This is a genomic window from Stutzerimonas tianxiuensis (assembly GCF_053470365.1).
This window is the reverse complement of sequence record NZ_JBPVWS010000009.1, coordinates 78,092-98,860: the sequence shown is the minus strand read 5'-3', so window position 1 is coordinate 98,860 and position 20,769 is coordinate 78,092. Positions and strand designations below refer to the sequence as shown.

Annotated in this window: 20 protein-coding genes; 12 read left to right on the top strand and 8 right to left on the bottom strand. The window is 62.2% G+C overall.

Annotated elements, in window-relative coordinates:
• Positions 1–77: 77 nt before the first annotated feature.
• The gene (locus ACSSNI_RS13145; RefSeq protein ID WP_200639064.1) at positions 78–1,646 is read right to left on the bottom strand and encodes a class I adenylate-forming enzyme family protein; all 1,569 of its coding nucleotides are present in this window, start codon (positions 1,644–1,646) and stop codon (positions 78–80) included.
• 283 nt (positions 1,647–1,929) lie between these two features.
• Between ACSSNI_RS13145 and ACSSNI_RS13140 the strand changes: the two genes are divergently transcribed.
• Complete coding sequence (locus tag ACSSNI_RS13140) at positions 1,930–2,268, top strand: hypothetical protein (protein ID WP_064480278.1); 339 nt, start codon at positions 1,930–1,932, stop codon at positions 2,266–2,268.
• A 72-nt stretch (positions 2,269–2,340) separates the two neighbouring features.
• Here ACSSNI_RS13140 and lptF read toward each other — a convergent pair whose 3' ends face one another.
• The 3 genes from lptF to ACSSNI_RS13125 all read right to left on the bottom strand — a co-directional run bounded on the left by lptF (position 2,341) and on the right by ACSSNI_RS13125 (position 4,179).
• Complete coding sequence (lptF, locus tag ACSSNI_RS13135; protein WP_064480277.1) at positions 2,341–3,147, bottom strand: lipotoxin F family OmpA-related lipoprotein LptF; 807 nt, start codon at positions 3,145–3,147, stop codon at positions 2,341–2,343.
• A 42-nt stretch (positions 3,148–3,189) separates the two neighbouring features.
• A complete protein-coding gene (locus ACSSNI_RS13130) occupies positions 3,190–3,588 on the bottom strand; it encodes a DUF4398 domain-containing protein (RefSeq protein WP_064480276.1) in 399 nt (132 codons plus the stop codon).
• Between the two features lie 249 nt (positions 3,589–3,837).
• Positions 3,838–4,179 (bottom strand): pilin assembly protein, encoded by a 342-nt coding sequence (locus ACSSNI_RS13125; RefSeq protein ID WP_200639065.1) that lies wholly within the window; start codon positions 4,177–4,179, stop codon positions 3,838–3,840.
• A gap of 200 nt (positions 4,180–4,379) precedes the next feature.
• Here ACSSNI_RS13125 and ppc point away from each other — a divergent pair, with 200 nt between their 5' ends.
• From ppc to ACSSNI_RS13070, 11 genes are all read left to right on the top strand, one after another.
• The gene (gene ppc / locus ACSSNI_RS13120; protein WP_200639066.1) at positions 4,380–7,016 is read left to right on the top strand and encodes a phosphoenolpyruvate carboxylase; all 2,637 of its coding nucleotides are present in this window, start codon (positions 4,380–4,382) and stop codon (positions 7,014–7,016) included.
• A 255-nt stretch (positions 7,017–7,271) separates the two neighbouring features.
• Entirely contained in the window at positions 7,272–7,919 is a 648-nt protein-coding gene (gene adk, locus ACSSNI_RS13115; protein WP_200639067.1) for an adenylate kinase, read from the top strand.
• 144 nt (positions 7,920–8,063) lie between these two features.
• Positions 8,064–8,741, top strand: a complete 678-nt coding sequence (gene tsaB, locus ACSSNI_RS13110; protein WP_200639068.1) for a tRNA (adenosine(37)-N6)-threonylcarbamoyltransferase complex dimerization subunit type 1 TsaB — start codon at positions 8,064–8,066, stop codon at positions 8,739–8,741.
• A gap of 58 nt (positions 8,742–8,799) precedes the next feature.
• Positions 8,800–9,162 (top strand): hypothetical protein, encoded by a 363-nt coding sequence (locus ACSSNI_RS13105; protein ID WP_234484547.1) that lies wholly within the window; start codon positions 8,800–8,802, stop codon positions 9,160–9,162.
• A 16-nt stretch (positions 9,163–9,178) separates the two neighbouring features.
• Positions 9,179–10,054: a DUF72 domain-containing protein gene (locus ACSSNI_RS13100; protein WP_200639069.1), complete on the top strand. Its 876-nt coding sequence runs from the start codon at positions 9,179–9,181 to the stop codon at positions 10,052–10,054.
• Between the two features lie 59 nt (positions 10,055–10,113).
• Positions 10,114–10,806, top strand: coding sequence for an extensin-like domain-containing protein (locus ACSSNI_RS13095; RefSeq protein ID WP_200639070.1), 693 nt, complete (start codon positions 10,114–10,116; stop codon positions 10,804–10,806).
• A gap of 58 nt (positions 10,807–10,864) precedes the next feature.
• Entirely contained in the window at positions 10,865–11,647 is a 783-nt protein-coding gene (locus ACSSNI_RS13090) for a class I SAM-dependent methyltransferase (RefSeq protein WP_200639072.1), read from the top strand.
• Positions 11,648–11,803: 156 nt separating this feature from the next.
• Positions 11,804–12,223, top strand: a complete 420-nt coding sequence (locus ACSSNI_RS13085; protein WP_102835970.1) for an HPF/RaiA family ribosome-associated protein — start codon at positions 11,804–11,806, stop codon at positions 12,221–12,223.
• Positions 12,224–12,494: 271 nt separating this feature from the next.
• The gene (locus ACSSNI_RS13080; RefSeq protein ID WP_102835971.1) at positions 12,495–12,755 is read left to right on the top strand and encodes a hypothetical protein; all 261 of its coding nucleotides are present in this window, start codon (positions 12,495–12,497) and stop codon (positions 12,753–12,755) included.
• Between the two features lie 188 nt (positions 12,756–12,943).
• The gene (locus tag ACSSNI_RS13075; RefSeq protein ID WP_200639074.1) at positions 12,944–13,189 is read left to right on the top strand and encodes a DUF2789 domain-containing protein; all 246 of its coding nucleotides are present in this window, start codon (positions 12,944–12,946) and stop codon (positions 13,187–13,189) included.
• A gap of 161 nt (positions 13,190–13,350) precedes the next feature.
• Positions 13,351–14,163 (top strand): inositol monophosphatase family protein, encoded by an 813-nt coding sequence (locus ACSSNI_RS13070; RefSeq protein ID WP_200639076.1) that lies wholly within the window; start codon positions 13,351–13,353, stop codon positions 14,161–14,163.
• Positions 14,164–14,358: 195 nt separating this feature from the next.
• Here ACSSNI_RS13070 and ACSSNI_RS13065 read toward each other — a convergent pair whose 3' ends face one another.
• The 4 genes from ACSSNI_RS13065 to ACSSNI_RS13050 form a co-directional block, all read right to left on the bottom strand.
• Positions 14,359–14,838, bottom strand: coding sequence for a DUF3597 domain-containing protein (locus ACSSNI_RS13065; protein WP_200639078.1), 480 nt, complete (start codon positions 14,836–14,838; stop codon positions 14,359–14,361).
• Positions 14,839–14,932: 94 nt separating this feature from the next.
• Complete coding sequence (locus ACSSNI_RS13060; RefSeq protein ID WP_200639080.1) at positions 14,933–16,420, bottom strand: efflux transporter outer membrane subunit; 1,488 nt, start codon at positions 16,418–16,420, stop codon at positions 14,933–14,935.
• Positions 16,413–19,580, bottom strand: a complete 3,168-nt coding sequence (locus tag ACSSNI_RS13055) for a multidrug efflux RND transporter permease subunit (protein WP_200639082.1) — start codon at positions 19,578–19,580, stop codon at positions 16,413–16,415. Before ACSSNI_RS13055 ends, ACSSNI_RS13060 begins: the two co-directional genes overlap by 8 nt.
• Complete coding sequence (locus tag ACSSNI_RS13050) at positions 19,577–20,761, bottom strand: efflux RND transporter periplasmic adaptor subunit (protein ID WP_200639084.1); 1,185 nt, start codon at positions 20,759–20,761, stop codon at positions 19,577–19,579. Before ACSSNI_RS13050 ends, ACSSNI_RS13055 begins: the two co-directional genes overlap by 4 nt.
• Positions 20,762–20,769: the final 8 nt, after the last annotated feature.

Genomic DNA, 20,769 nt, shown 5'->3' with positions numbered 1-20,769 from the left:
CCGCGCCAGGCACGTTGCGGTCTCGATGAGCCGCCCCGGCCGCGGCGCCAGCGCCTGGGGGCGCTGGCTGGTTCTCTTCAGTCAGCTGCGCCGTGCTCAACCTGGTATTGATCGCGTAGTTCACGCTTGAGCACTTTGCCGATGGCACTGCGCGGCAGCTCGTCCGTCAGCACCAGTTGTGCCAGGCGTTGCGTCTTGCCCACGCGGCTGTTGAACCCGTCCAGCAGCGCCTCGGGGGTCGCCATCTCGCCCTTGGCGAGCACCACGAAGGCGACCGGCGTTTCACCCCAGCGCGTCGAGGGCACGCCGAACACAGCGACATCGGCGATGGCCGGATGCTCACGCAGAATCGCCTCGAGATCACTAGGGTAGAGATTGAAACCGCCGGAAATGATCATGTCCTTTTTGCGGTCAACCAGCGTCAGGAACCCGTCCGCATCGAAGCGACCAATGTCGCCGGTACGGATGAAGCGTTTACCGCTGGGGTCGAACCATTCGGCTTCGGCCGTTTTCTCGGGCTTGTTCAGGTAGCCGGTCATCATTGCGGGGGAATGTCCGACGATTTCTCCAATCGAGCCGACAGGCAACTCGTGGCCTTCATCGTCAATCACACGAATGTCATGCCCCTCAGCCGGACGGCCGACCGTGTGCAATTTATCCGGGTACTCGTGCGCAGCCAGAATGCAGGTGCCGCCGCCCTCGGTCATGCCGTAGGTGTCGATCAGCCCGCCGGGCCAGCGTGCCAGGACTTCGGCTTTCAGTGCGGCACCGAACGGCGCGCTGGTGCACATTTTGTAGCGGAAGTGGCTGAGATCGTATTGCTCGAAGTCCTCGCGCGCCATGAGCCGCTGGTACTGCACCGGCACCAGCATCGTATGGGTCACCGCGTGCCGCTGGGCAAGGCGCAGGTATTCGCCCGCGTCGAACTTGCTCATCAGCACCACGCAGCTGCCCAGAGCCAGGGTTGGGAGAAACGCCACCAGCGTGGTGTTGGAGTACAGCGGCGTGGAGATAAGCGTGGTGGCCTCATCGCCGTATCCGTAGGCGGCACTGCGTCGAACATGGGCCCAACGCATGGCGTGAGATTGCACGATGCCCTTGGGCTCCCCGGTGGTGCCGGACGAATAGATGATGTTGAACGCCCATTCCGGCTGGATCGCTACAGACTCTGGCGTGGCATCACTCAGCCAACCGGACAGTCCATTCGCCGCCGTCTGGTCCAGGCGCAGGGTTGGACAGGGCAAGCGTGCTTCTACCGGCTCCAGGTGTTGCGCCGCATGAGCGTCAATAAATAGCAGGCGGGGCGCGGCGTCAGCGAGCATGGTCAGCAGGCTTTCGGCACTGGCCGAGGGCGCCACCGGTGCCACGGCTAAGCCGGCGCGCAACGCGCCGAGAAACACGACGGCGTATTCAATCGAGTTGTAGGCACAGATCGCCAACGAGTTGCCGGGCAGCAGACCGTCACGCTGCAGCGCGGCGGCGACGCTGCTGATCAAGGTGTCGAGTTCTGCGTAACTCAGGCGGCGCCCATCTTGAAGTAGCGCCGATTGGTCCGGCCGATGCCTGGCCCAATAAGCGATCAGGTCTGGGACTGCAGCGAAGGCTTGGTTCAGGTCGGGGGCGTCGGGGCTGGCGGATAGGACCATGTCGGGCTCGTTCTATTGAAGGCAGGTGGACGCTCGCGTGCAACGGCAAGCATGGCAGCGCAGCAGTTGAACAACCTTCGATGGTTAGCGTGTGAGCGGGAAGAGCTATTCGTCTTGGCAATGGTGGACGATTACTGCCAAACAAGTTTGCTGGCACTTTCGCGGCAAGCCGGCCCTGGCGGAAGGGCTCCACGTCGAATGATCGGGGCGGGCAGCGAGCGGGTTTCGCGCTCAAGCCGTTATTTTTGCGACAATACCGGCCCTTTGATCAGGCGACCCCGTCATGTCCGAACGCAACCCCATTCCGCTGATTCTCACCGCCATCGGCAGCGTCATAGGCACCGTTGCGGTGCTCTCCTTCTATGGTTACGTGCACATCGCCAAGCCGGAGGACGCCCTGTTGCTGGCCGACTACACGATGCTCAAGACCATTCCCGGTGAAGACTATCGGGTCTCGCTCAAGCCCGCGCCCCAGGTAGCGGAGTGCATCGACGGTGTGCTGGTGCTTTTCGATACCGAGCAGAAAGGCCTGACCGGTGTGCTGGTGGATAACCGCAAGCGCGCGATCCGCTGCATGGGTCAGCAGGTGCCGACCGAGCGGGCTCCGGCAACCAAGCCGTAGCGTCGCACCGCCATGAAAACAAGAAGCCCGCCATAAGGCGGGCTTCGGTACTGCCGACGCGTTTCCGAGCGGCTATTGCTGCATGGAAGAGCGCGGTGCTACGCGCTTGTTATCGTTGGAGATCGTCACTTCGACGCGACGATTCATCGCCCGGCTTGCTGGCGAGTCGTTGCTTGCGACCGGATACGCTTCACCGTAACCGACGGTCTGGATTCGATCGATTTCCACACCGGAACGGACCAGCGCACGGCGCACCGCTTCAGCTCGACGCTCCGACAGCTGCTGGTTGTAAGAGTCGGAGCCGGTGCTATCGGTATAGCCTTCGACCATGACCTTGCGCTCCGGATTTTCGTTTAGAAACTCCGCCAGCTTCTGTACATCACGCATGCCGGCTGACTTGAGCTCGGCCTTATTCAGGTCGAACAGCACGTCGCCAAAGGTCACCAGAGTGCCGCGCTCGGTCTGCTTGGCCTGCAGGTCCTGCTGCAGCTGGCGGATCTCGTCTTGCTGACGCTTGAGCATCGCCTCGCGGGATTCAAGCCGTGCCTGCGCCCGCTTGGTGGAAGCCTGCTCGATCTGTTGCTCAGCCTTGCGCAATTCGATGGTCTGCTCGGCCAGGTCAATCCGGCGGTTGGCCAGATAGGCAAGCTGGTCGACGCGCTCTTCATCCGCGTCGCTCAGATAGGCCTTGTTGGCTTCGTCGAGTTGCTTGGAGGCGTCCTGGGTTTCCAGGGCGGCATATTTTTGTGACAGCGGATTGCTCTGCAGTGATGCGAACTCGCTGCGTGCCGTTTCCAGATTCTGGTTGGGCTGCGACGAGCAGGCAGCAAGACCGATGCTCATGGCGATCGCTGTGGGGATGGCTACTAGCTTATGCATGTCGATTCATCCTCTGCTAAAGGGAGTGCGGAAGGGATAGGGTTACTGCTGAAGGCCGCGCATGCTTTCTTCGCGCAGCTCCTGAATTCCCTTCTGGGCGTCCTCAACGGCCTTTTGGGCCTTGGCAGCTTGTGCCTTGCGCTCCGCAACGCGTGCGTCCCATTCGGCCTGCTGTGCAAGTCGACGGGCTTCGTCATAGTTTTCTTTCTGCATGGCAAGTTCGGCTTGCTTCCACTTTTCCTGAGCGGCACGCATATCCACGGGAGCGTACTGGGTAGCCCCAGCGCTGACGGCGCTACGGACGGCCGATTCGGTTACAGCGAACTGCTCGTTGGGTGGATTGCCGGCACAGCCAACCAGCAACAGGCCCCCAAGTGCAACGGCTGCCAGCTTGGGTAGCTGGAATCGCGATAGCGGGCTTTCGATGGTGTTCATTTTCATGGCCAGTCTCCATTGGGATATCGGATGGGATATCGAAAACAGTGCCCGTTACGCTGTGGCTTGCACTTGTTAAAAATGGTCAGCAATCAGAACGGGCATGTTTTTGTGAGGCCGGCTGGCTGTAATCGTTCCAGTGAAAAACAAACGAAACGACGAGAGGACGGCGATCTAGAGCCATTGAACAAGGCACGAGGTGGCATGCACGGGCTACCTCGGACGCATGGACGGCTGTTCAGCGTTCGGATTCGATCAGGATTTCTCAGCCCGTTCGGCAAGTAAACGCTCGAGATGCTTGCGCGAGAGCGCCAGGAATCGCGGCGTTGGTCCGATGTCTTCGTAGATCGGGTCGCCTTGCTCGTCCGTCGAAATCACCTTGGAACCCTGCTCGTAGGGAAGGCTGGTCTCGATCCCTTCGAGGGCTGCGCCGACCAGTTCGCCCAGCAGCTCTTCGGTGCTGCGCTTCGGATACATTTCGCCCAGAGCAGCCAGCCTTGCCGCGCTTTCGACATCCAATGGGATGGTGTACTGGGCGGCGCTCATGCGGCCCTTGGCACTGCTTTCCCATTCACGGACCAATTCTGAAATCTTCATCTAGCTCCATCCTTAGCTCGCCTCGCGAGCAATATTGGCGGGTATTACGACCCAGCATCGACAGGCTTGCTCTGCTATGCCTTGTCTTAGTCGTAGACGCTGTGCACTCTGTTTGGACGGTTCCTACAGCGTAGCCGTTCAGCATCGCGGGCATTCAGTTACGAACTTCCGATGCGGCGGCCTGTAAAAGAGAGGCGAACATGGCGAAGATTGACGCGCGTTTGCGCGAAAACGTTCATCTGCTCGGCGAGCTGCTGGGCAATGCAATTCGCGAGCAACACGGCGATGCCTTCTTCGACAAGATCGAGCGTATCCGCAAGGGCGCCAAGGGCGCGCGCCGTGGCTCGGCTGACGGTGCGCGGCTGCTGCAGGAAACGCTCGACGGGTTGGGCGATGACGAGATGCTGCCGATGACCCGCGCCTTCAGTCAGTTTCTCAACCTGGCCAATATTGCTGAGCAATATCACCAGGTGCGCAGGCGGCGCCCCGACGAGCCGGCCCCGTCCGAAGCCGGCGCATTGGATGGCCTGCTCGAACGCCTGAAAGGCGAAGGATTCGGCCAGGAGTTCCTGGCGCGTCAGGTTGGCCGACTCGATATCGAGCTGGTGCTGACCGCACACCCGACCGAAGTCTCACGGCGCACCTTGATCCAGAAATACGACGCCATTGCCGCGCAGCTGGCGGCTCGGGATCACACTGACCTCGGCCCGGGCGAACTGGCCAAGATCGAGCTGCGGCTGCAGCGGCTTGTGGCCGAGGCCTGGCATACCGAAGAGATTCGTCGCAGCCGGCCAACGCCAGTAGAGGAGGCGAAGTGGGGGTTTGCCGTGATCGAGAATTCGTTGTGGCAAGCGCTTCCGAACGTTCTGCGACAGACCGATCAGGCGCTCAAACGCAGCACCAGCCTGCATCTGCCGCTGGACGTCGCGCCGATCCGCTTTGCATCCTGGATGGGCGGCGACCGTGACGGCAACCCCAATGTGACGGCGAAGGTCACCCGGGAAGTCCTGCTGCTGGCGCGCGGGGTTGCTGCAGACCTGTTCCTGCGAGATATCGACGGCTTGATCACGGCGCTGTCGATGCAGACCGCCAGCGATGAACTGCTCAAGCGCAGCGGGCAGTCGGCCGAGCCTTACCGGGCCCTGCTCAAGACCCTGCGCGAACGTCTGCAGGCCACGCGTGAATGGGCCAGTATGGCGCTCGAGCATGACCAGCCTGCACCAGCAGAGGTGTTGCTGAACAACCGCGATCTGTGCGAACCGCTGGAGCTCTGTTACCACTCGCTGCACGCCTGCGGGATGGGCATGATTGCCGACGGCGACTTACTCGACACCCTGCGTCGGGCCGCTGCGTTCGGTCTATTTCTGGTGCGTCTGGATGTCCGCCAGGACTCGTCCCGGCATGTTGCCGCGCTGGCGGAAATTACCGATTATTTGGGTATCGGCCATTACGATCAGTGGGATGAGCAGCAGCGTCTGGATTTCCTGCAGTCGGAATTGAATAACCGCCGGCCGTTGCTACCGCCTAACTTCCAACCCTCGGCCGAAACGGCCGAAGTGCTTGATACCTGCCGCGTGGTGGCGCAGGCCCCCGGCGCCTCGCTTGGCTCCTATGTCATTTCCATGGCCAAGGGTGCCTCGGATGTGCTGGCCGTACAGCTGCTGCTCAAGGAGGCAGGGCTGCAACGCCCGATGCGGGTCGTGCCGCTGTTCGAGACACTGGCCGATCTCGACAATGCCGGCCCGGCCATCGACAAATTGCTCGGGTTGCCCGGCTATCGGCAGCGTTTGCAAGGCCCGCAGGAAGTGATGATCGGCTATTCGGATTCTGCCAAGGATGCCGGCACCACCGCGGCGGCCTGGGCGCAGTACCGTGCGCAGGAAAACCTGGTCGAGATCTGCCGTGATCATCAGGTCGAACTGCTTCTATTCCATGGCCGTGGCGGCACGGTTGGACGTGGTGGCGGACCGGCGCACGCGGCCATTCTTTCCCAACCCCCGGGATCGGTGGCGGGGCGATTCCGGACCACCGAGCAGGGGGAAATGATCCGTTTCAAGTTTGGCCTGCCGGATATCGCCGAGCAAAATCTCAGCCTTTACCTGGCAGCTGTGCTCGAAGCGACCTTGCTACCACCGCCTATGCCTGAGCCGGACTGGCGTGAAACCATGGAAAAGCTCGCGGCAGACGGCGTGTCGACCTACCGCAGCGTGGTGCGCGACCATCCGCAGTTCGTCGAATATTTCCGCCAGGCGACGCCGGAACAGGAGCTTGGGCGGCTGCCGTTGGGCAGCCGCCCATCGAAGCGCCGCGCAGGCGGTGTCGAAAGCCTGCGCGCGATTCCCTGGATATTCGCCTGGACCCAGACGCGACTGATGCTGCCCGCCTGGCTGGGCTGGGAGCAGGCCCTACGCGGCGCGTTAGAACGAGGCGAACGTGAACGGCTCAAGACGATGCGCGAGCACTGGCCGTTTTTCAGCACCCGCATCGACATGCTTGAGATGGTCCTGGCCAAAGCCGACGCGGAGATCGCCGAACGCTACGATGCGCGTCTGGTCAGCGCAGAGCTGCTGCCGTTAGGGTGCGATCTGCGTGACAGATTGTCGCAGGCGGTTGCGGCGGTGCTCGAGTTGACCGGGCAGTCAGTGCTGCTGGCGCACAACCCTACCAGCCTTGAAGCGTTCAGCCTGCGCAATACCTATCTCGATCCGTTGCATCTGATGCAGACCGAACTGCTGGCACGTTCACGGCAACAGCAAAGCCCGGCGGAAAGCCCTCTGGAGCAAGCCTTGCTGGTCAGCGTGGCAGGCATTGCAGCCGGATTGCGCAACACTGGCTGACGCTCACAGGGGCTGCTCAGGTCGCGTCTGGGAAACGCTTTCATGAGCAGTCTGTGGCATTTTTTCGTCCTATCAGGCCCGTCTTGATCAGCTTGCTGCGGCGCCCCGGGCGCCGCTTGTCTGCATTCTGTGCGCTGTGTATCGTGTTCAACCTTTTGTCGCATGGCGGCAGACCAGATTTTTTGATTCGCCAGGGCTGAAAGTGCGTTGCATTGATCCTGGCGGCATCCATTTGCAAACTTGAGGACTTACTCCATGCGCATCATTCTGCTGGGAGCGCCGGGTGCCGGGAAAGGCACACAGGCCCGCTTCATCACCGAGAAGTTCACCGTTCCGCAAATCTCCACGGGCGACATGTTGCGTGCAGCGGTCAAGGCTGAATCGCCGCTGGGCCTGCAGGTCAAGGACGTCATGGACAGTGGTGGTCTGGTCTCCGACGAGATCATCATTGCTTTGATCCAAGAGCGCCTGCAGCAGCCTGATTGCGCTAACGGTTTCCTCTTTGATGGCTTCCCTCGCACCATTCCCCAGGCCGAAGCGCTGCGTGATGCGGGCGTTCACCTGGACCATGTGCTGGAGATTGCGGTAGACGACGAGGAGATCGTCGGTCGCCTGTCGGGTCGTCGTGTGCACCCGGCTTCAGGCCGCGTTTATCACACCGAGCACAACCCGCCGAAGGTGGCTGGAGTCGATGATCTGACAGGCGAAGAGCTGATTCAGCGCAAGGACGATCTTGAGGAAACCATCCGTCACCGTCTGAGCCTTTATCATTCCCAGACCAAGCCGCTGGTCGCCTTCTACCAGAACCTGGAAGCGGTGCAGGGCACGCCCAAGTGCAGTCGCGTCGAAGGCGTCGGCACTGTTGAAGAGATCACCGCCAAGGTGATGGCAGCGATCAGCTGACACTTCTGGATTTCCGAGACGGCCCGCTTGCGGGCCGTTTTTGTTTTCTGGGTATCTACATGTTGTCGAAGGAGTTCGATATTCAATCGGCACAAGCGCAACTGCTACAATCGCGCCCCTTTTCCCTGCCGACCGGAACATCTGATGACCACGCTGCTGGCCCTGGATACCGCCACCGAAGCCTGCTCCGTCGCGCTGTTGCATGACGGTCGAGTGTTGAGCCATTACGAGGTGATTCCGCGGCTGCATGCCCAGCGTCTTCTACCTATGATCCAGACGCTGCTGAGCGACGCAGGCATTGCCCTATCGGCAGTCGATGCGCTGGCGTTTGGCCGTGGTCCCGGTGCTTTTACCGGAGTGCGTATCGCGGTTGGTGTGGTGCAGGGCCTGGCGTTCGCGCTGGAGCGGCCAGTACTGCCTGTCTCGACCCTGGCGACCATTGCCCAGCGGGCGCACCGAGAGCAGGGAACTGAGCAGGTTGCGGTGGCGATTGATGCCCGTATGGACGAGGTCTACTGGGGGTGCTACCGGGTTCAGCAGGGTGAGATGCAGCTGGCTGGCAGCGAGGCGGTGTTGCCGCCGGAGCAGGTCAGCTTGCCTCGCGCAAGCGATGGCCAATGGTTCGGTGCGGGCACCGGCTGGGGTTATGGCGCGCGGCTCGCCGTTCAGACCTCCGCAAGCGACGCTACCCTGCTGCCGCATGCGTTGGATCTGCTCACGCTGGCCGGCTTTGCCTGGGCGCGCGGGGAAGCGGTAGAGGCCGATCAAGCCCAGCCGATCTACCTGCGTGATAACGTCGCCACGCCCAAGGCCCCGCGATGACCAGCGGCATTGCCAATTGCGGGTCGGCTCGCTAGAGTCGACCAACTTGAACAGGTGAATGATGCGCCTCAACGGTCTCGCCCCCTCAGCCTATCCCATCGAACGTCCTGCCCATCCTGGCAGTGCGCCGGTCCCTTATCGCGAAAGCGAAAGGGCTGCGGAACAGGCGCGCGAGTCTATCGTCACGCCGGCCAGCCAAGCCGATTCCACCTACGAATACCTCGCCCGAGGCAGCAAGAGCCAGTCGGCCGACTACGGTTCGGTTATCTCCGGCGACTTCATGCCGGCGCGCTTTGAGGCCATGATGGAACGTCCGCTCACCAGCCGTGCCACTCAGGCGCTGCAGAGCTATGGCACTACCGCCAGCTTCACGGCCGACCTCGACGCCCATGAAGTGCTCGGCCTTGATCTCTACGCCTGAGGCGTATTGAACCCGTTTGAATCTTCCCTATTTTCTCGGTTGCCCGTCGTGGAACGATGCCGGATGGCGCGGTTCGCTCTATCCGTCAGGGCTGCCCGCGAGCGATTACCTGGCGCGCTACTGCTCAGTATTCAACACGGTCGAGGGCAACACCACGCTTTATGCCTGGCCTTCTGCGCAGAAAGTCGAGCGCTGGGCAGCTGTGATGCCGGAAGGCTTCCGCTTCTGCGCCAAGCTGCCGCGTGACATCAGTCAGGCGCCTGATTTACGTGAAGTCGAGGATCTGATCCGCTCGTTCCTCGCCCTCCTGGCGCCCCTTGGGTCACGGGTGACGCCGTTCTGGTTGCAGCTACCCGCGTCGTTCGGCCCGGCGCGTCTTGACGAGCTGGCGCACCTGATCGAGACGCTGGATCGCCCACTTGCCGTGGAGGTGCGGCATGCCGCGTTCTTTGCCAAAGGCGAAGAGGAGCGGGCGTTGAACCGGATGCTGCGTGAGCGAGGCGTCGAGCGGATCTGCATGGACACCCGTGCGTTGTTCAGTTGTCGGTCCAGCGATCCTGCGTTGCTGCATGCCCAGCGCAAGAAACCGCGGTTACCGGTGCGGCCTGCGGCGTTCAGCGAATCTCCGCAGCTCCGCTTTGTAGGGCATCCCGAATTGGAAGCTAACGATCGCTTCCTGGCCCCTTGGCTGAGCAAGGTCGCTGAGTGGATAGAGGCGGGCAAGCGCCCGCACGTTTACCTGCATACCCCTGACAACCAGCTGGCACCGGATCTGGCCATGCGTTTCCATGACCTGCTTAGCGCGCTGCTCCCAGGCTTGCCACCGTTGGCCGCGCCACCCATGCAAACCGATTCGCAGCTCTCACTGCTCGGCGCGCCTGGGCAGCGCTGAAAGTCCAAGGGCTACCGGCTGCGCTGCAACCTTCAAGTCTCGGCGTTGCCGAAACACCTATGACTTTAGGCCGTGTATTCCTGTTGCTGCTCGTCGCTCTGGCCGGGTTCGCCTATGCCGTCTGGCGTGGGCATGTGGACGTCCCGGCGAAATGGAACCCCTGGGCGCCACTGGATATCCGCGAGGCGCCGAACCTGCTGACCTCGTTCAAACTGCAACGGTTGCAGCAGGATCGCGCACTGTGTGAACAAGCCTTGAAGACCTCCGGCTTGAACTACGTGGCTGTGCCTGACAGCACCCCGCAGCCCGGTTGCCCGGTCGAAAATGCCGTACGCGTCAGCGACTCGGGCGTGCGGTTCAACGGCGCTTTTCTGGCGACCTGTCCATTGGCCGCGGCTTATGCGCTGTTCGAAAGGCATGGTCTGCAGCCTGCCGCACAGCGGGTCTTCGGTCAGCCTGTGGTTCGGGTCGATCATTTCGGCAGCTTTGCCTGCCGCAATATCGCGCGAAGCAACAGGCGAAGCCAGCACGCTTCGGCAAACGCGCTGGACCTGGCCGGCTTCAGGCTGGAGGACGGCACGCGCATTACCGTTGCGCGCGACTGGAACGGCGATGACGACAAAGCGCACTTCCTGCGCGACGTAAAGGCGGCTGCCTGCAATGTTTTCAAGATCACCCTGAGCCCTGAGTACAACGCGGCTCATCACGATCATTTCCATGTGGATATGGGCGGTTTCGGCATGTGCCGCTGAGGCATCCGGGCGTTGCCTCTGGCAAAATGTGGCGTTTTTCCGACCCTGAGTTTCCCCTATGACCGCCTCATGCCCGTTGGTCCGTATCGAAGCCCTCGCACCGCAATTTGCGGAGCTGGTCGGCGCCTGGGCGTCGCGGCTGGGGTTGCCGGTGCAGGCGGACGAGGCGGAGTTCGCCCTGCAGCTCGGGGAGGCCGGCCTGCAACTGCAACTGCTCGGCCCTCACGCGCCAGGGCCGGTCCGGGTGGATTTCGTCGAAGGCGGCGCTGCGCATCGTCGTCAGTTCGGCGGTGGCAGCGGTCAGATGATCGCCAAGGCGGTAGGCATCCAACCCGGCATCCGTCCCCGTGTGCTCGACGCCACCGCGGGCCTCGGCCGAGATGCTTTCGTGCTGGCGACGCTGGGCTGCGAAATGGTGCTGTTCGAGCGCCAGCCTTTGATTGCCGCGCTGCTGGAGGATGGTTTGCGGCGCGGTAGTGAGGATGCCGAGGTGCGCGCTATTGTCGAACGTATGCGTTTGCGGCAGGGCAATGCCATTGAGTTGATGCGCCAGTGGCAGGGCGAGCCGCCGCAGGTCATCTATCTCGATCCGATGTTTCCGCACCGGGAAAAAAGCGCCCTGGTGAAAAAGGAAATGCGCCTGTTCCGGCCTTTTGTCGGGGACGATCTGGATGCGGGCGCCTTGCTCGAACAGGCTTTGGCGCTGGCCAGCCATCGGGTAGTGGTGAAGCGGCCACGCAAAGCGCCCACCATCGTGGGACCCAAGCCGGGCTACAGCCTCGAGGGCAAGTCCAGCCGTTACGACATCTATCCGAAGAAGAAACTGTCCGCTGACAGCTGATTCCATTTCTCGATATCACACCGCCAGACCCCGGCCATTTACCACAAGCGAAACGCGGCTTTCTTGGTCTTGCTTATTCTGCACAATAGTGGCATTCCTAGATCAGGCCGTTTGTGGCTGAACGGTGGTTACCTGATCGCGTAGAAGGAAGAGCATATGCAGATCCAAGTTCATAGCGATAACCACATCGAAGGCAGCGCCCGTCTCGTTGAGTGGGTCAGTGGCAGTGTTGCCGACAAGCTGGATCGATTCGACGACGAAGTCACCCGCGTCGTGGTGCACCTGAACGACGAGAACGGCGTCAAGGCTGGCGCGCAGGACAAGCGCTGCCAAATCGAGGCTCGACCCAAAGGCCTGCAACCGGTATCGGTCACGCACAAGGCGGCCTCGCTGGAACTGGCGGTCGATGGCGCCATCGACAAGCTCAACAATGCCTTGAATCATCAGTTTGGCAAGCTGCGCAGCAAGCGTGCCTCAGCCCCGACGCCTCTGGAAGGCGAAACTCTGGAAGTCGAAGGCCGTGACGCCTTGCTTGAAGAAGACTTTCTTGCCGACGAGCAACTGCGCAGCTCCTGACTGCTGTCGTCCCCTGCACCCGGCAGGCTTCACCCGCGAAGCCTGCCTCCCGCTAAAGACCTTCCATAGCCCGTTCTCACATGGCCCTGTCGATCCGATGACCGGGCCTGCGAGCCTTGGTGCCTGTGCTATACACAATGGAGGAGCTGCATTGGACGCCGGGCTATCGTGCGCTCGAGACTCTGCGGCAACTTAACGGACGGAAAGGGGGGCCATCAGGCACGTGGGCGAGCTCCGGCCAACCCGTGCCACCAGCAGGCGAGGTGACATCATGACCATGATGCAGTGTGAATACCGTGACCACGTCATTACCGCAGAGGTAATGGAACATCCAGGCACGCCGACTCCGTGGGCCGGCGGATGCCGTATCAGCAATCCCCAGGGGCAGACGACCCGACGCATGGCGCTTCCGGTGGGGCACGCCTTCATGGCGGAGCTCGAACAGGCACAGCGGGCATCCATCGCCCATGGCAAGTGGCTGGTCGACCAATGTCTCGATCAGGGGCGGCAGCTTTTCGACAAGGCCGCTTGACCTTTTCCAACCTGTCGCGGCCTTTTGGCTGCGGCGGGTTTTTTTATTTCTGCTCGGTACGAAAATGGGCCTCTATGGGTCCCGTGCCTGTTTCCGGTTGAACTGTGCGGCGCTCCACCACCTCTATCTAGTAGAGGATTGCCAGCGAGGCGGTCCAGTTTTTCTGCATAGCCTGACGGAGCCCTTACATGGAATTACCCAACAAAGACCTCGGTACACTTTTCGAGCAACTTGGCCTGCCTTCCGACCCGGCCAGTATCGACGCCTTCATCGCCAGCCACCGTCCGATCCCCAACCATATGAAGGTTTCCGAAGCGCCGTTCTGGAGCGACGCCCAAGGCTCGTTTCTCAAGGAACAGTTGATGGACGACGCTGAATGGGCGCCGGTGGTCGATGAGCTCAATGTGCGCCTGCACGAGCAGGGCGACGAATAGCATTGACTATTATGAGCGGCTCCGCCTGGTCAGCCGCTCAAGGTGGACGTTTATCGGCGCGTTAATGCGCGCAAGCGGCATCGTCCGGTATGACCGTTGCCACCAATTCTCTAGAATCTGCCTTCCGCGCGGCACCCGCGCACCCGATTCACAGGACGGTCATGACTTCCGAGCAATTCCTCGATATCGACGCGCGCTATGCCAGCGCCAAATCCCTTGCCCTCGAGGCCGCACAGCTGGGCATGGACTTCTACCGCAAGCGTGAGGCACTGACGGTCGAACACAAGGGCGACGATCTGCAGGACGTGGTCAGCATTGCCGACAAGCAGATCGAAGCCTTTATCCGTGAGCGCTTGACTCAGCTCTTCCCTGAGGACGGCTTCCTCGGGGAAGAGAGTGGCTCGGCTGATCTGGGCGCACGCTGCGTCTGGGTCATCGACCCGATCGATGGCACCGCCTGCTTCGTCAATGGCCTGCACAACTGGTGCGTGTCGATCGGCCTGCTGATCGACGGCGAGCCGCACCTGGGCGCTATCGCCGATCCCAACCACAACGAGCTGTTTCATGGTTGTCTGGGTAGAGGTGCATTCGTCAATGACACGCCGTTGAAGGTCAGCACGGCAACACGCGTCGGGCAAGGCGTGACCGCCACCGGCACGTTCCATCCGCGTGGTAAAGAACACTTCATTCCGTTCATGGAAAAGCTGCTGGCCGAAGGTGGCATGTTCTTCCGAAACGGCTCAGGCGCACTGATGACCGCCTACGTGGCCGCCGGAAGACTGCTCGGCTATTACGAAACGGAGCTGAAAAGTTGGGACTGCATGGCCGGGCTGGTGCTGGTGAAAGAGGCGGGCGGTCAGGTCAACGACTTCTTCCGCAATGATGGGTTGCTGCTCGGCAATCCTTATCTTGTCGCCTGTCCAGGTGTGTATCCGCAACTGGCCGAGATGATCGGGCCGTCGCTGGACGATTGAACGGTGGCATTAGCTAATTACGTCTAGCCAGCGTGGATCCTGGGTTCGCACGAACAACTGGTGGAACGAGGCGTCTCAGCCAGTTCGCGAGCAAGCTCGCTCCTACATGGCTTGCACACCTATTTTTCTAGGAGCCAGCCTGCTGCAAGTCGGTACTTGCCGGGTGACCAGCACCCGGCGAAGCGCGGAGGTCTATCAGGTCCGCAGTTCAGGCGGAACGGTGCCGCCATGTTCGGCGAGCTTGTGCATAACGGTGCGGTGCAGCCAGGTATTCATCTGGGCTGAATCGCCCATCTTGTCCTGCGGGCAACCCAGTTCAGTGGCGAGTTCTTTGCGCGATTCCAGGCTGCTGTCCAGACCCAACAGCTTGAGCAGATCGACGATGGAGGTGCGCCAGTTCAGCTGTTCCGGATGATTGGCGGCCATGGCGTCGAGCTTTGCTGGAACGTCCACTGCGCTGGTTGAGGAACCCGCTGAGTGAGCTACGCCTTCGGGGCTGGGCGCCACACCGGGCGGCGTGGTGGTTGCGTTGTGTGCGGCGGTAGGCCGCTCCGAATCAACAACCGTATCCGGCGCATGCTGGTTCGGAGTGTTGTTCCGATCGACCGGCTTGTGTGCTTCGTTGCTCACGCCGCCCATGCCGAGTTTGTCTTTGATCTTGTCGAACAGGCCCATTTCATTTCCTCAGGTCGTTATGTGGTGATTTTTGGACCATCACGCCCGGTTGAGGATTCGTCGCCGTAGGTCGGGAAAGGCGCTGTTCCGCGGCTTAGCGATTCGAGGTCGCGTCCCGCTGCGCTGGACCGGTTGGTGCTGACGAAACCTGCGTTCCGCCACCCAGCGCGATGTACAGACTCACCAGATTCTGCACTTGAGCACGCTTGACCTCTACGAACGCCTGTTCGGCGTCGAACAGGTTGCGCTCGGCATCGAGTACCTGCAGGTAGTTCACCACGCCTTCGGCATAGCGTTCACGCGCGAGATCGGCGATGCGTCGCAGTGTGGCGACATTTTCGGCCTGCGCGGCGACCTGTTCGGCCAGGTAGCGGCGGCCGGCGAGGGCATCAGCCACTTCCCTGAAGGCGGTTTCGATGGTGCTTTCGTATTCGGCTACAGCCACGTTTTCACGGGCCTCAGCGACGGTCAGGTTGCCGCGGTTGCGGCCGAAGTCGAACAGCGGCAGGTAGAGACTGGGCCCGATGCTCCAGGTGCGGTTGTCACGGCTGACCAGATTGTCCAACTCGTTGGAGATATAGCCGAAGCTGCCGGTCAGCGAGATCTGCGGGAAAAACGCCGCCCTCGCCACGCCGATGTTGGCGCGCGCCGCGCGTAGGTCCAGCTCGGCACCTAGAATGTCCGGCCTTACCAGCAGCAGTTCAGATGGCAGCCCGGCATCCAGCTGCAGCGGTTCAATCTGTTCGGCCAGCGGTAGCGGCGCCGGCAATGGCTGCTGCAGCGGCCCGCCTAGCAGCTGGGTGAGATAGTTACTCTGCTCGGCACGAATCAGGTGCAAGCTGGCCAGCTCGGTCTTGGCCTGGGTCAGCAGCGCCTGCGCCTGGTTCAGATCCAGCGCTGAGGTGATCCCCGCCTCAAAGCGCACGCGAGCGATACGCAGGCCATCGCGGCGACTCTGCAGCGTCGCTTCGGCCAGATCGATGCGCGCCTCAGCGCCGCGGACGGCGAGGTAGGTCGAGGCCACATCGGCAATCAATGACAACCGGAAGGCGCGTTGCGCCTCGACCGTCGCGAGGTATTGAGTACGCGCAGCCTCGGTGAGGTTGCGTACTCGCCCCCAGAAGTCGAGTTCGAACGCGGAGATGCCCAGCCCTACCGAGAATTGCTCGGTGATCTGGCTGCTCGAACCACCGGCGGCTCTCGAGGAAGCGCCGCCTGCCGCACCAGCGCTGCCGATGGGAAAGCGGCCGCGGCTGGCATCGGCCGTTGCAGCCAGCGTCGGGTAGCGGTCGGCACCTTGCACGCCAAACTGGCCGCGGGCTTCTTCGATTCGGGCCACGGCGATCTGCAGGTCGCGATTCCGCTGCAGGGCCGTTTCGATGTACAGCTCAAGGCGTGGATCTTCCAGGAACTCGCGCCAGCCGATCTCGCTGGCCAGCACCTCGCCGTCCATCGGTCGATATTCAGCCGGATACTGCGCAGCGCTGGGGGAGGGCGGCTGTTTATGGGGCGGCGCGAGCTGGCAGCCAGCAAGCAAACCGGCCATGAGTAGGGGTGCAAATTTCAACCGCGGGTCAGGCATTGTCCGGCGCCTCCTTTTCCTCGGCTGGGTGCGCCTTGTCTTCAGCAGTTGGTGGTCGACGCTTGGTCAGCCAGCGACGCACAGACAGATAAAACAGGGGGATGTAGAACAACCCGAGCAGGGTGGCGACGATCATGCCACCCATCACGCCGGTACCCACCGCAACCCGACCCGCCGCGCCGGCACCGGTCGACAGGACCAGCGGCAGCATGCCGAGAATGAAGGTCAGCGAAGTCATCAGGATTGGGCGGAAACGCAGGCGCACTGCGTTCATCACCGCATCGGTCAGGTTCTTGCCGTGGCCTTCTTCTTCGATGGCGAACTCCACGATGAGAATCGCGTTCTTCGCCGACAGGCCGATGATGGTCACCAGGCCGACGTTGAAGTAGACATCCGCCGGGAGGTCGCGAATCATCGCAAACAGCACGGCGCCCAGCGCGCCGAATGGCACCACCAGCAGGACCGCGATGGGCACCGTCCAGCTTTCATACAGCGCGGCCAGGACCATCAGCACCACCAGCAGCGACAGCCCCAGCAACAGACCGACCTGTCCAGAGGCCTGCTGTTCCTCCAGCGAGGCGCCGGTCCACTCATAGCTGAAGCTGCCTGGCAGCTCGGATGCCAGCCGCTCCATCTCGGTCATCGCTTCACCGGTAGTCGACCCGGGCGCGGCGCTGCCGGACAGGGTCAGCGCCGGGTAGCCGTTGTAACGCTGCAACTGGGTCGGCCCTTCGGTCCAGTCCACCGTAGTGAAGGCGCCAAATGGCACGCTCTCGCCCTGGTCGTTAATCACTTTCAGATCGAGCACATCCTGTGGCGTCATGCGATAGGGCGCCTCGGCCTGAAGTAGCACCTGCAGGACACGTCCGTCACGGTTGAAGTCGTTGGCATAGGCACTGCCGAAGGCGATCGCCAGCGTTGCATTGACCTCATTGATCGAAAGCCCCAGCGCCCGTGCCTTGATGCGGTCGATGTTGACCCGCAGGCGCGGCGCGTCATCGGCGCCTTCAGGTCGCGCGTTCTGGAGCACAGGGCTTTCGCTGGCCTTGCCCAGTAACTGATTGCGGGCGTTGAGCAGCGCCTGGTAACCCGCGCCGCCACGGTCTTCGAGCTTGAAGGTAAAGCCACCGGCCACACCCAGTCCGGGGATCGAGGGGGGATTCAGGGCGAACACCCGGGCTTCCTTGATCTGCGAGAAGCGTCCCATGGCTTCGCGCACCAGCGCCTGGGCAGAACTGCCGTCTTCGGTGCGCTGGTCCCAGGGGATCAGCCGTACAAAGGACATCGCGTGCGCCTGGCCCTGACCGAAAAAGCTGAAGCCGTAGACCGTGATCGCGTCCTCGACCAGTGGATGTTCGGCGTAGAACGCCTTGACCTGCTCGACGGCTTCCTCGGTGCGCTCGATCGTTGCGCCGGCTGGCGCTTGGATCACCGTCATCAAAGATCCCTGGTCTTCGTCGGGCAGGAAAGCGCTGGGCATCCGCAGGTAAAGAAAGGCCGTCAGCGCCAGCAAGCCGACAAACGCCAATAGAAACCAAAGGGGCCGGGCGAGCATGCCGCCGACTGCATGGTGGTAACGGTCGGTGGTGCGCTCCATCCAGCGGTTGAACGGACCGAAGATCCGTTGACTCAGACCGGGCTTGCCGTCGTCCGGTTGGCTCGGTTTGAGCAGCGCTGCGCAGAGCGCAGGGGTCAGCACCAGCGCCAGCACCGTCGAGGTGGCCACGGCAATCGACAGCGTCACGGCGAACTGGCGGTAGATGCCGCCGGTTGAACCTGGAAAGAACGCCAGCGGCACAAACACGGCGATCAGCGCGACGGTCGTGCCGATAATCGGCGCGGTGACCTGCTCCATGGCTTTCACCGTGGCCTGGTAGGGCGGCAGCTGCTCTTCGTCCATGATTCGTTTGACGTTCTCCACCACCACGATGGCATCGTCCACCAGGGTGCCGATCGCCAAAACCATGCCGAACAGGCTCAGCAGGTTGATCGAAAATCCGGCTATCCAGAGTCCGAGGCAGGTGCCTGCCAGGGTGATTGGTATGACGATGGTGGGAATCACCGTGGTGCGCCAGTTCTGCAGGAACAGCAGCATCACCAGCACCACCAGCGCCATCGCCTGGAGCAGGGTGACCACCACCTGCTGAATCGAAGATGAGATGAACGGCGTCGAGTCGAATGGCACCGTCCAGGCGATGTCTTCGGGAAAGCCTTCGGCCAGTTCGCGCATCCGCTGTTTGACTGCTGCCGCCGTGTCCAGCGCGTTCGCGCCGGGGGATAGCTGCACGGCGAGCCCCGCGGCAGGCTGGCCATTGAGCTCGCTACGCGAGGTGTAGTTCTGTGCGCCGAGCTCGACCCGGGCCACGTCGCGCAGCCGTATCGCCGAGCCGTCCGGCGTCGCGCGCAGGATGATCGAGGCAAACTCCTCCGGCGTACTGAAGCGACCACGGGTTTCCAGCGGTGCGTTGATCTCGATGCCTTCAGCCAGTGGCAGATCGCCGAGGGCGCCGCCGGCCGATTGGCTGTTCTGCTCCTGAACTGCAGCCAGCACGTCGGCGGCGGATAGGCCGAAGCTGGCGAGGCGGTCCGGATTGAGCCAGATGCGCATGGCATAGGCTGTGTAGAACTCGCGGATATCGCCGACGCCCTGCACGCGGCGCAATTCGTCGAGCACGCGGGTGGTGGCGAAGTGGCCCAGCTCCAGCGTGCTCATGGTGCCGTTCTCGGAGAACAGCGAGATGATAAGCAGGAAGTCCCGCGATGCCTGGAACACCTGGATACCCTGCCGGCGAACCTCCTCCGGCAGGCGCTGCTCGACCCGGCTCAGGCGGTTCTGCACTTCCATCTGGGCGATATCGATGTCGGTGCCGGCCTCGAACGTCAGCTCGATCGAGGCGCTACCGTTGGAGCGGCTCGAGGAATCCATGTAGAGGAAACCCTCGACGCCGTTCAGCTCTTGTTCGATCACCTGGGTCACGTTGGTTTCGAGCACCGACGCGTCAGCACCGGGATAGGTAACGCCGATGCGCAGCGCTGGTGGCGCGATGCTCGGGTACTGCTCGACGGGCAGCGAACGCAGGGCCAGCACACCGCCTAGCAAGATTCCCAGCGCGATGACCCAGGCAAATACCGGCCGACGGATGAAGAACGCAGGCGTCATCGTGCGGACTCTGAGGTGGTCGACGGCTCGGTTGGTTCCGGCGGCTCCTCACGTTGGAAGGGGGTGGTTCGCACAGCTGCGCCCTTGCGGACGCTGCCACCGCCTTCGACGATCACTGTGTCTCCAGCCTTGAGGCCATCACGAATGACCCAGTCGCTGCCCTGCAGCTCGCCCAGTTCGACTTCGCCCGAGGCGACCTTGTCGTCCTCACCCACCAGCAGCACCCGCGCCGCCTGGTCATTGACCATGACGGCGCGCTGCGGAATCAGTACGCCGTTCGGACGGGTGCCGGCATTCATCCGGGCCCGGACGAACTGACCGGGCAGGAGCAGGCGGTCCGGGTTAGGGAATTCGGCACGCACGGCCACGGTGCCGGTGGTTTCGTCGATGCTCATGGCGTAGAAGTTGACGTAACCGGGATGCGAGTATTCGGCGCCGTTTTCGAGGATCAGCTTTACCTCGACACGGCCGTCGTCAGGCAGCTTCAGCGCGCCGGAGGCAAGCCGTGCACGAATCTGCAGCAGATCGGAGCTAGACTGAGCAAAGTTCACATACACCGGATCGAACTGCTCCACCGTGGTCAGCAGGGTGCCCTCGCTGGCGCTGACCAGCGCACCTTCGGTGACCTGGGCGCGACCTGCGCGGCCTTCGATGGGGGACTCGACCGTGGTGTATTCCAGATCGAGCTCAGCCGACTGGACGTTAGCCTCGGCTTGGGACACATCCGCCTTGGCGGTGCGCAAGGTGGCCTGCGCGGTGTCATATTCCTGCTGGCTGATGGCCTGCTTGGCGACCAGGCCTTTGTAGCGCCTGACATCCTGAGCGGCGTTCAGGGCTGTTGCTTCAGCGCGTTCCAACGCGGCTTTGGCGGCCTTCAAACTGGCGCGCATTTCTCGCGGATCGATCTGGAACAGCGGCGTGCCGACCTCGACGTCGGTGCCTTCCTCATACAACCGCTTCTGGATGATGCCGTTGACCCGGGCGCGGATCTCAGCAATGCGCACAGCCTGGACCCGCCCTGGAAGCTCGATAATGTTGGGGATCGGCCGAGGGTCGACCGTCATGACTTCCACCTCGGGCGGTGGTGGTGCCGGTTGTTGGCCTTGTTCGTCATCGGAGCAGGCCGCCAGTAACAGCGACAGGGCGCCTACCAGCACCGCGTTTTCCAGGAACTGCCTCATTCAGTTTG

Excerpts from the sequence above, each read along its gene's own strand:
- ACSSNI_RS13145 (WP_200639064.1), bottom strand. The coding sequence starts at position 1,646 with ATGGTCCTATCCGCCAGCCCCGACGCCCCCGACCTGAACCAAGCCTTC.
- lptF (WP_064480277.1), bottom strand. The coding sequence starts at position 3,147 with ATGCATAAGCTAGTAGCCATCCCCACAGCGATCGCCATGAGCATCGGT.
- tsaB (WP_200639068.1), top strand. The coding sequence starts at position 8,064 with ATGACCACGCTGCTGGCCCTGGATACCGCCACCGAAGCCTGCTCCGTC.
- ACSSNI_RS13080 (WP_102835971.1), top strand. The coding sequence starts at position 12,495 with ATGACCATGATGCAGTGTGAATACCGTGACCACGTCATTACCGCAGAG.
- ACSSNI_RS13075 (WP_200639074.1), top strand. The coding sequence starts at position 12,944 with ATGGAATTACCCAACAAAGACCTCGGTACACTTTTCGAGCAACTTGGC.
- ACSSNI_RS13105 (WP_234484547.1), top strand. The coding sequence starts at position 8,800 with ATGATGCGCCTCAACGGTCTCGCCCCCTCAGCCTATCCCATCGAACGT.
- ACSSNI_RS13095 (WP_200639070.1), top strand. The coding sequence starts at position 10,114 with ATGACTTTAGGCCGTGTATTCCTGTTGCTGCTCGTCGCTCTGGCCGGG.
- ACSSNI_RS13070 (WP_200639076.1), top strand. The coding sequence starts at position 13,351 with ATGACTTCCGAGCAATTCCTCGATATCGACGCGCGCTATGCCAGCGCC.
- ACSSNI_RS13140 (WP_064480278.1), top strand. The coding sequence starts at position 1,930 with ATGTCCGAACGCAACCCCATTCCGCTGATTCTCACCGCCATCGGCAGC.
- ppc (WP_200639066.1), top strand. The coding sequence starts at position 4,380 with ATGGCGAAGATTGACGCGCGTTTGCGCGAAAACGTTCATCTGCTCGGC.
- ACSSNI_RS13060 (WP_200639080.1), bottom strand. The coding sequence starts at position 16,420 with ATGCCTGACCCGCGGTTGAAATTTGCACCCCTACTCATGGCCGGTTTG.
- adk (WP_200639067.1), top strand. The coding sequence starts at position 7,272 with ATGCGCATCATTCTGCTGGGAGCGCCGGGTGCCGGGAAAGGCACACAG.
- ACSSNI_RS13055 (WP_200639082.1), bottom strand. The coding sequence starts at position 19,580 with ATGACGCCTGCGTTCTTCATCCGTCGGCCGGTATTTGCCTGGGTCATC.
- ACSSNI_RS13085 (WP_102835970.1), top strand. The coding sequence starts at position 11,804 with ATGCAGATCCAAGTTCATAGCGATAACCACATCGAAGGCAGCGCCCGT.
- ACSSNI_RS13125 (WP_200639065.1), bottom strand. The coding sequence starts at position 4,179 with ATGAAGATTTCAGAATTGGTCCGTGAATGGGAAAGCAGTGCCAAGGGC.
- ACSSNI_RS13090 (WP_200639072.1), top strand. The coding sequence starts at position 10,865 with ATGACCGCCTCATGCCCGTTGGTCCGTATCGAAGCCCTCGCACCGCAA.
- ACSSNI_RS13065 (WP_200639078.1), bottom strand. The coding sequence starts at position 14,838 with ATGGGCCTGTTCGACAAGATCAAAGACAAACTCGGCATGGGCGGCGTG.
- ACSSNI_RS13050 (WP_200639084.1), bottom strand. The coding sequence starts at position 20,761 with ATGAGGCAGTTCCTGGAAAACGCGGTGCTGGTAGGCGCCCTGTCGCTG.
- ACSSNI_RS13130 (WP_064480276.1), bottom strand. The coding sequence starts at position 3,588 with ATGAAAATGAACACCATCGAAAGCCCGCTATCGCGATTCCAGCTACCC.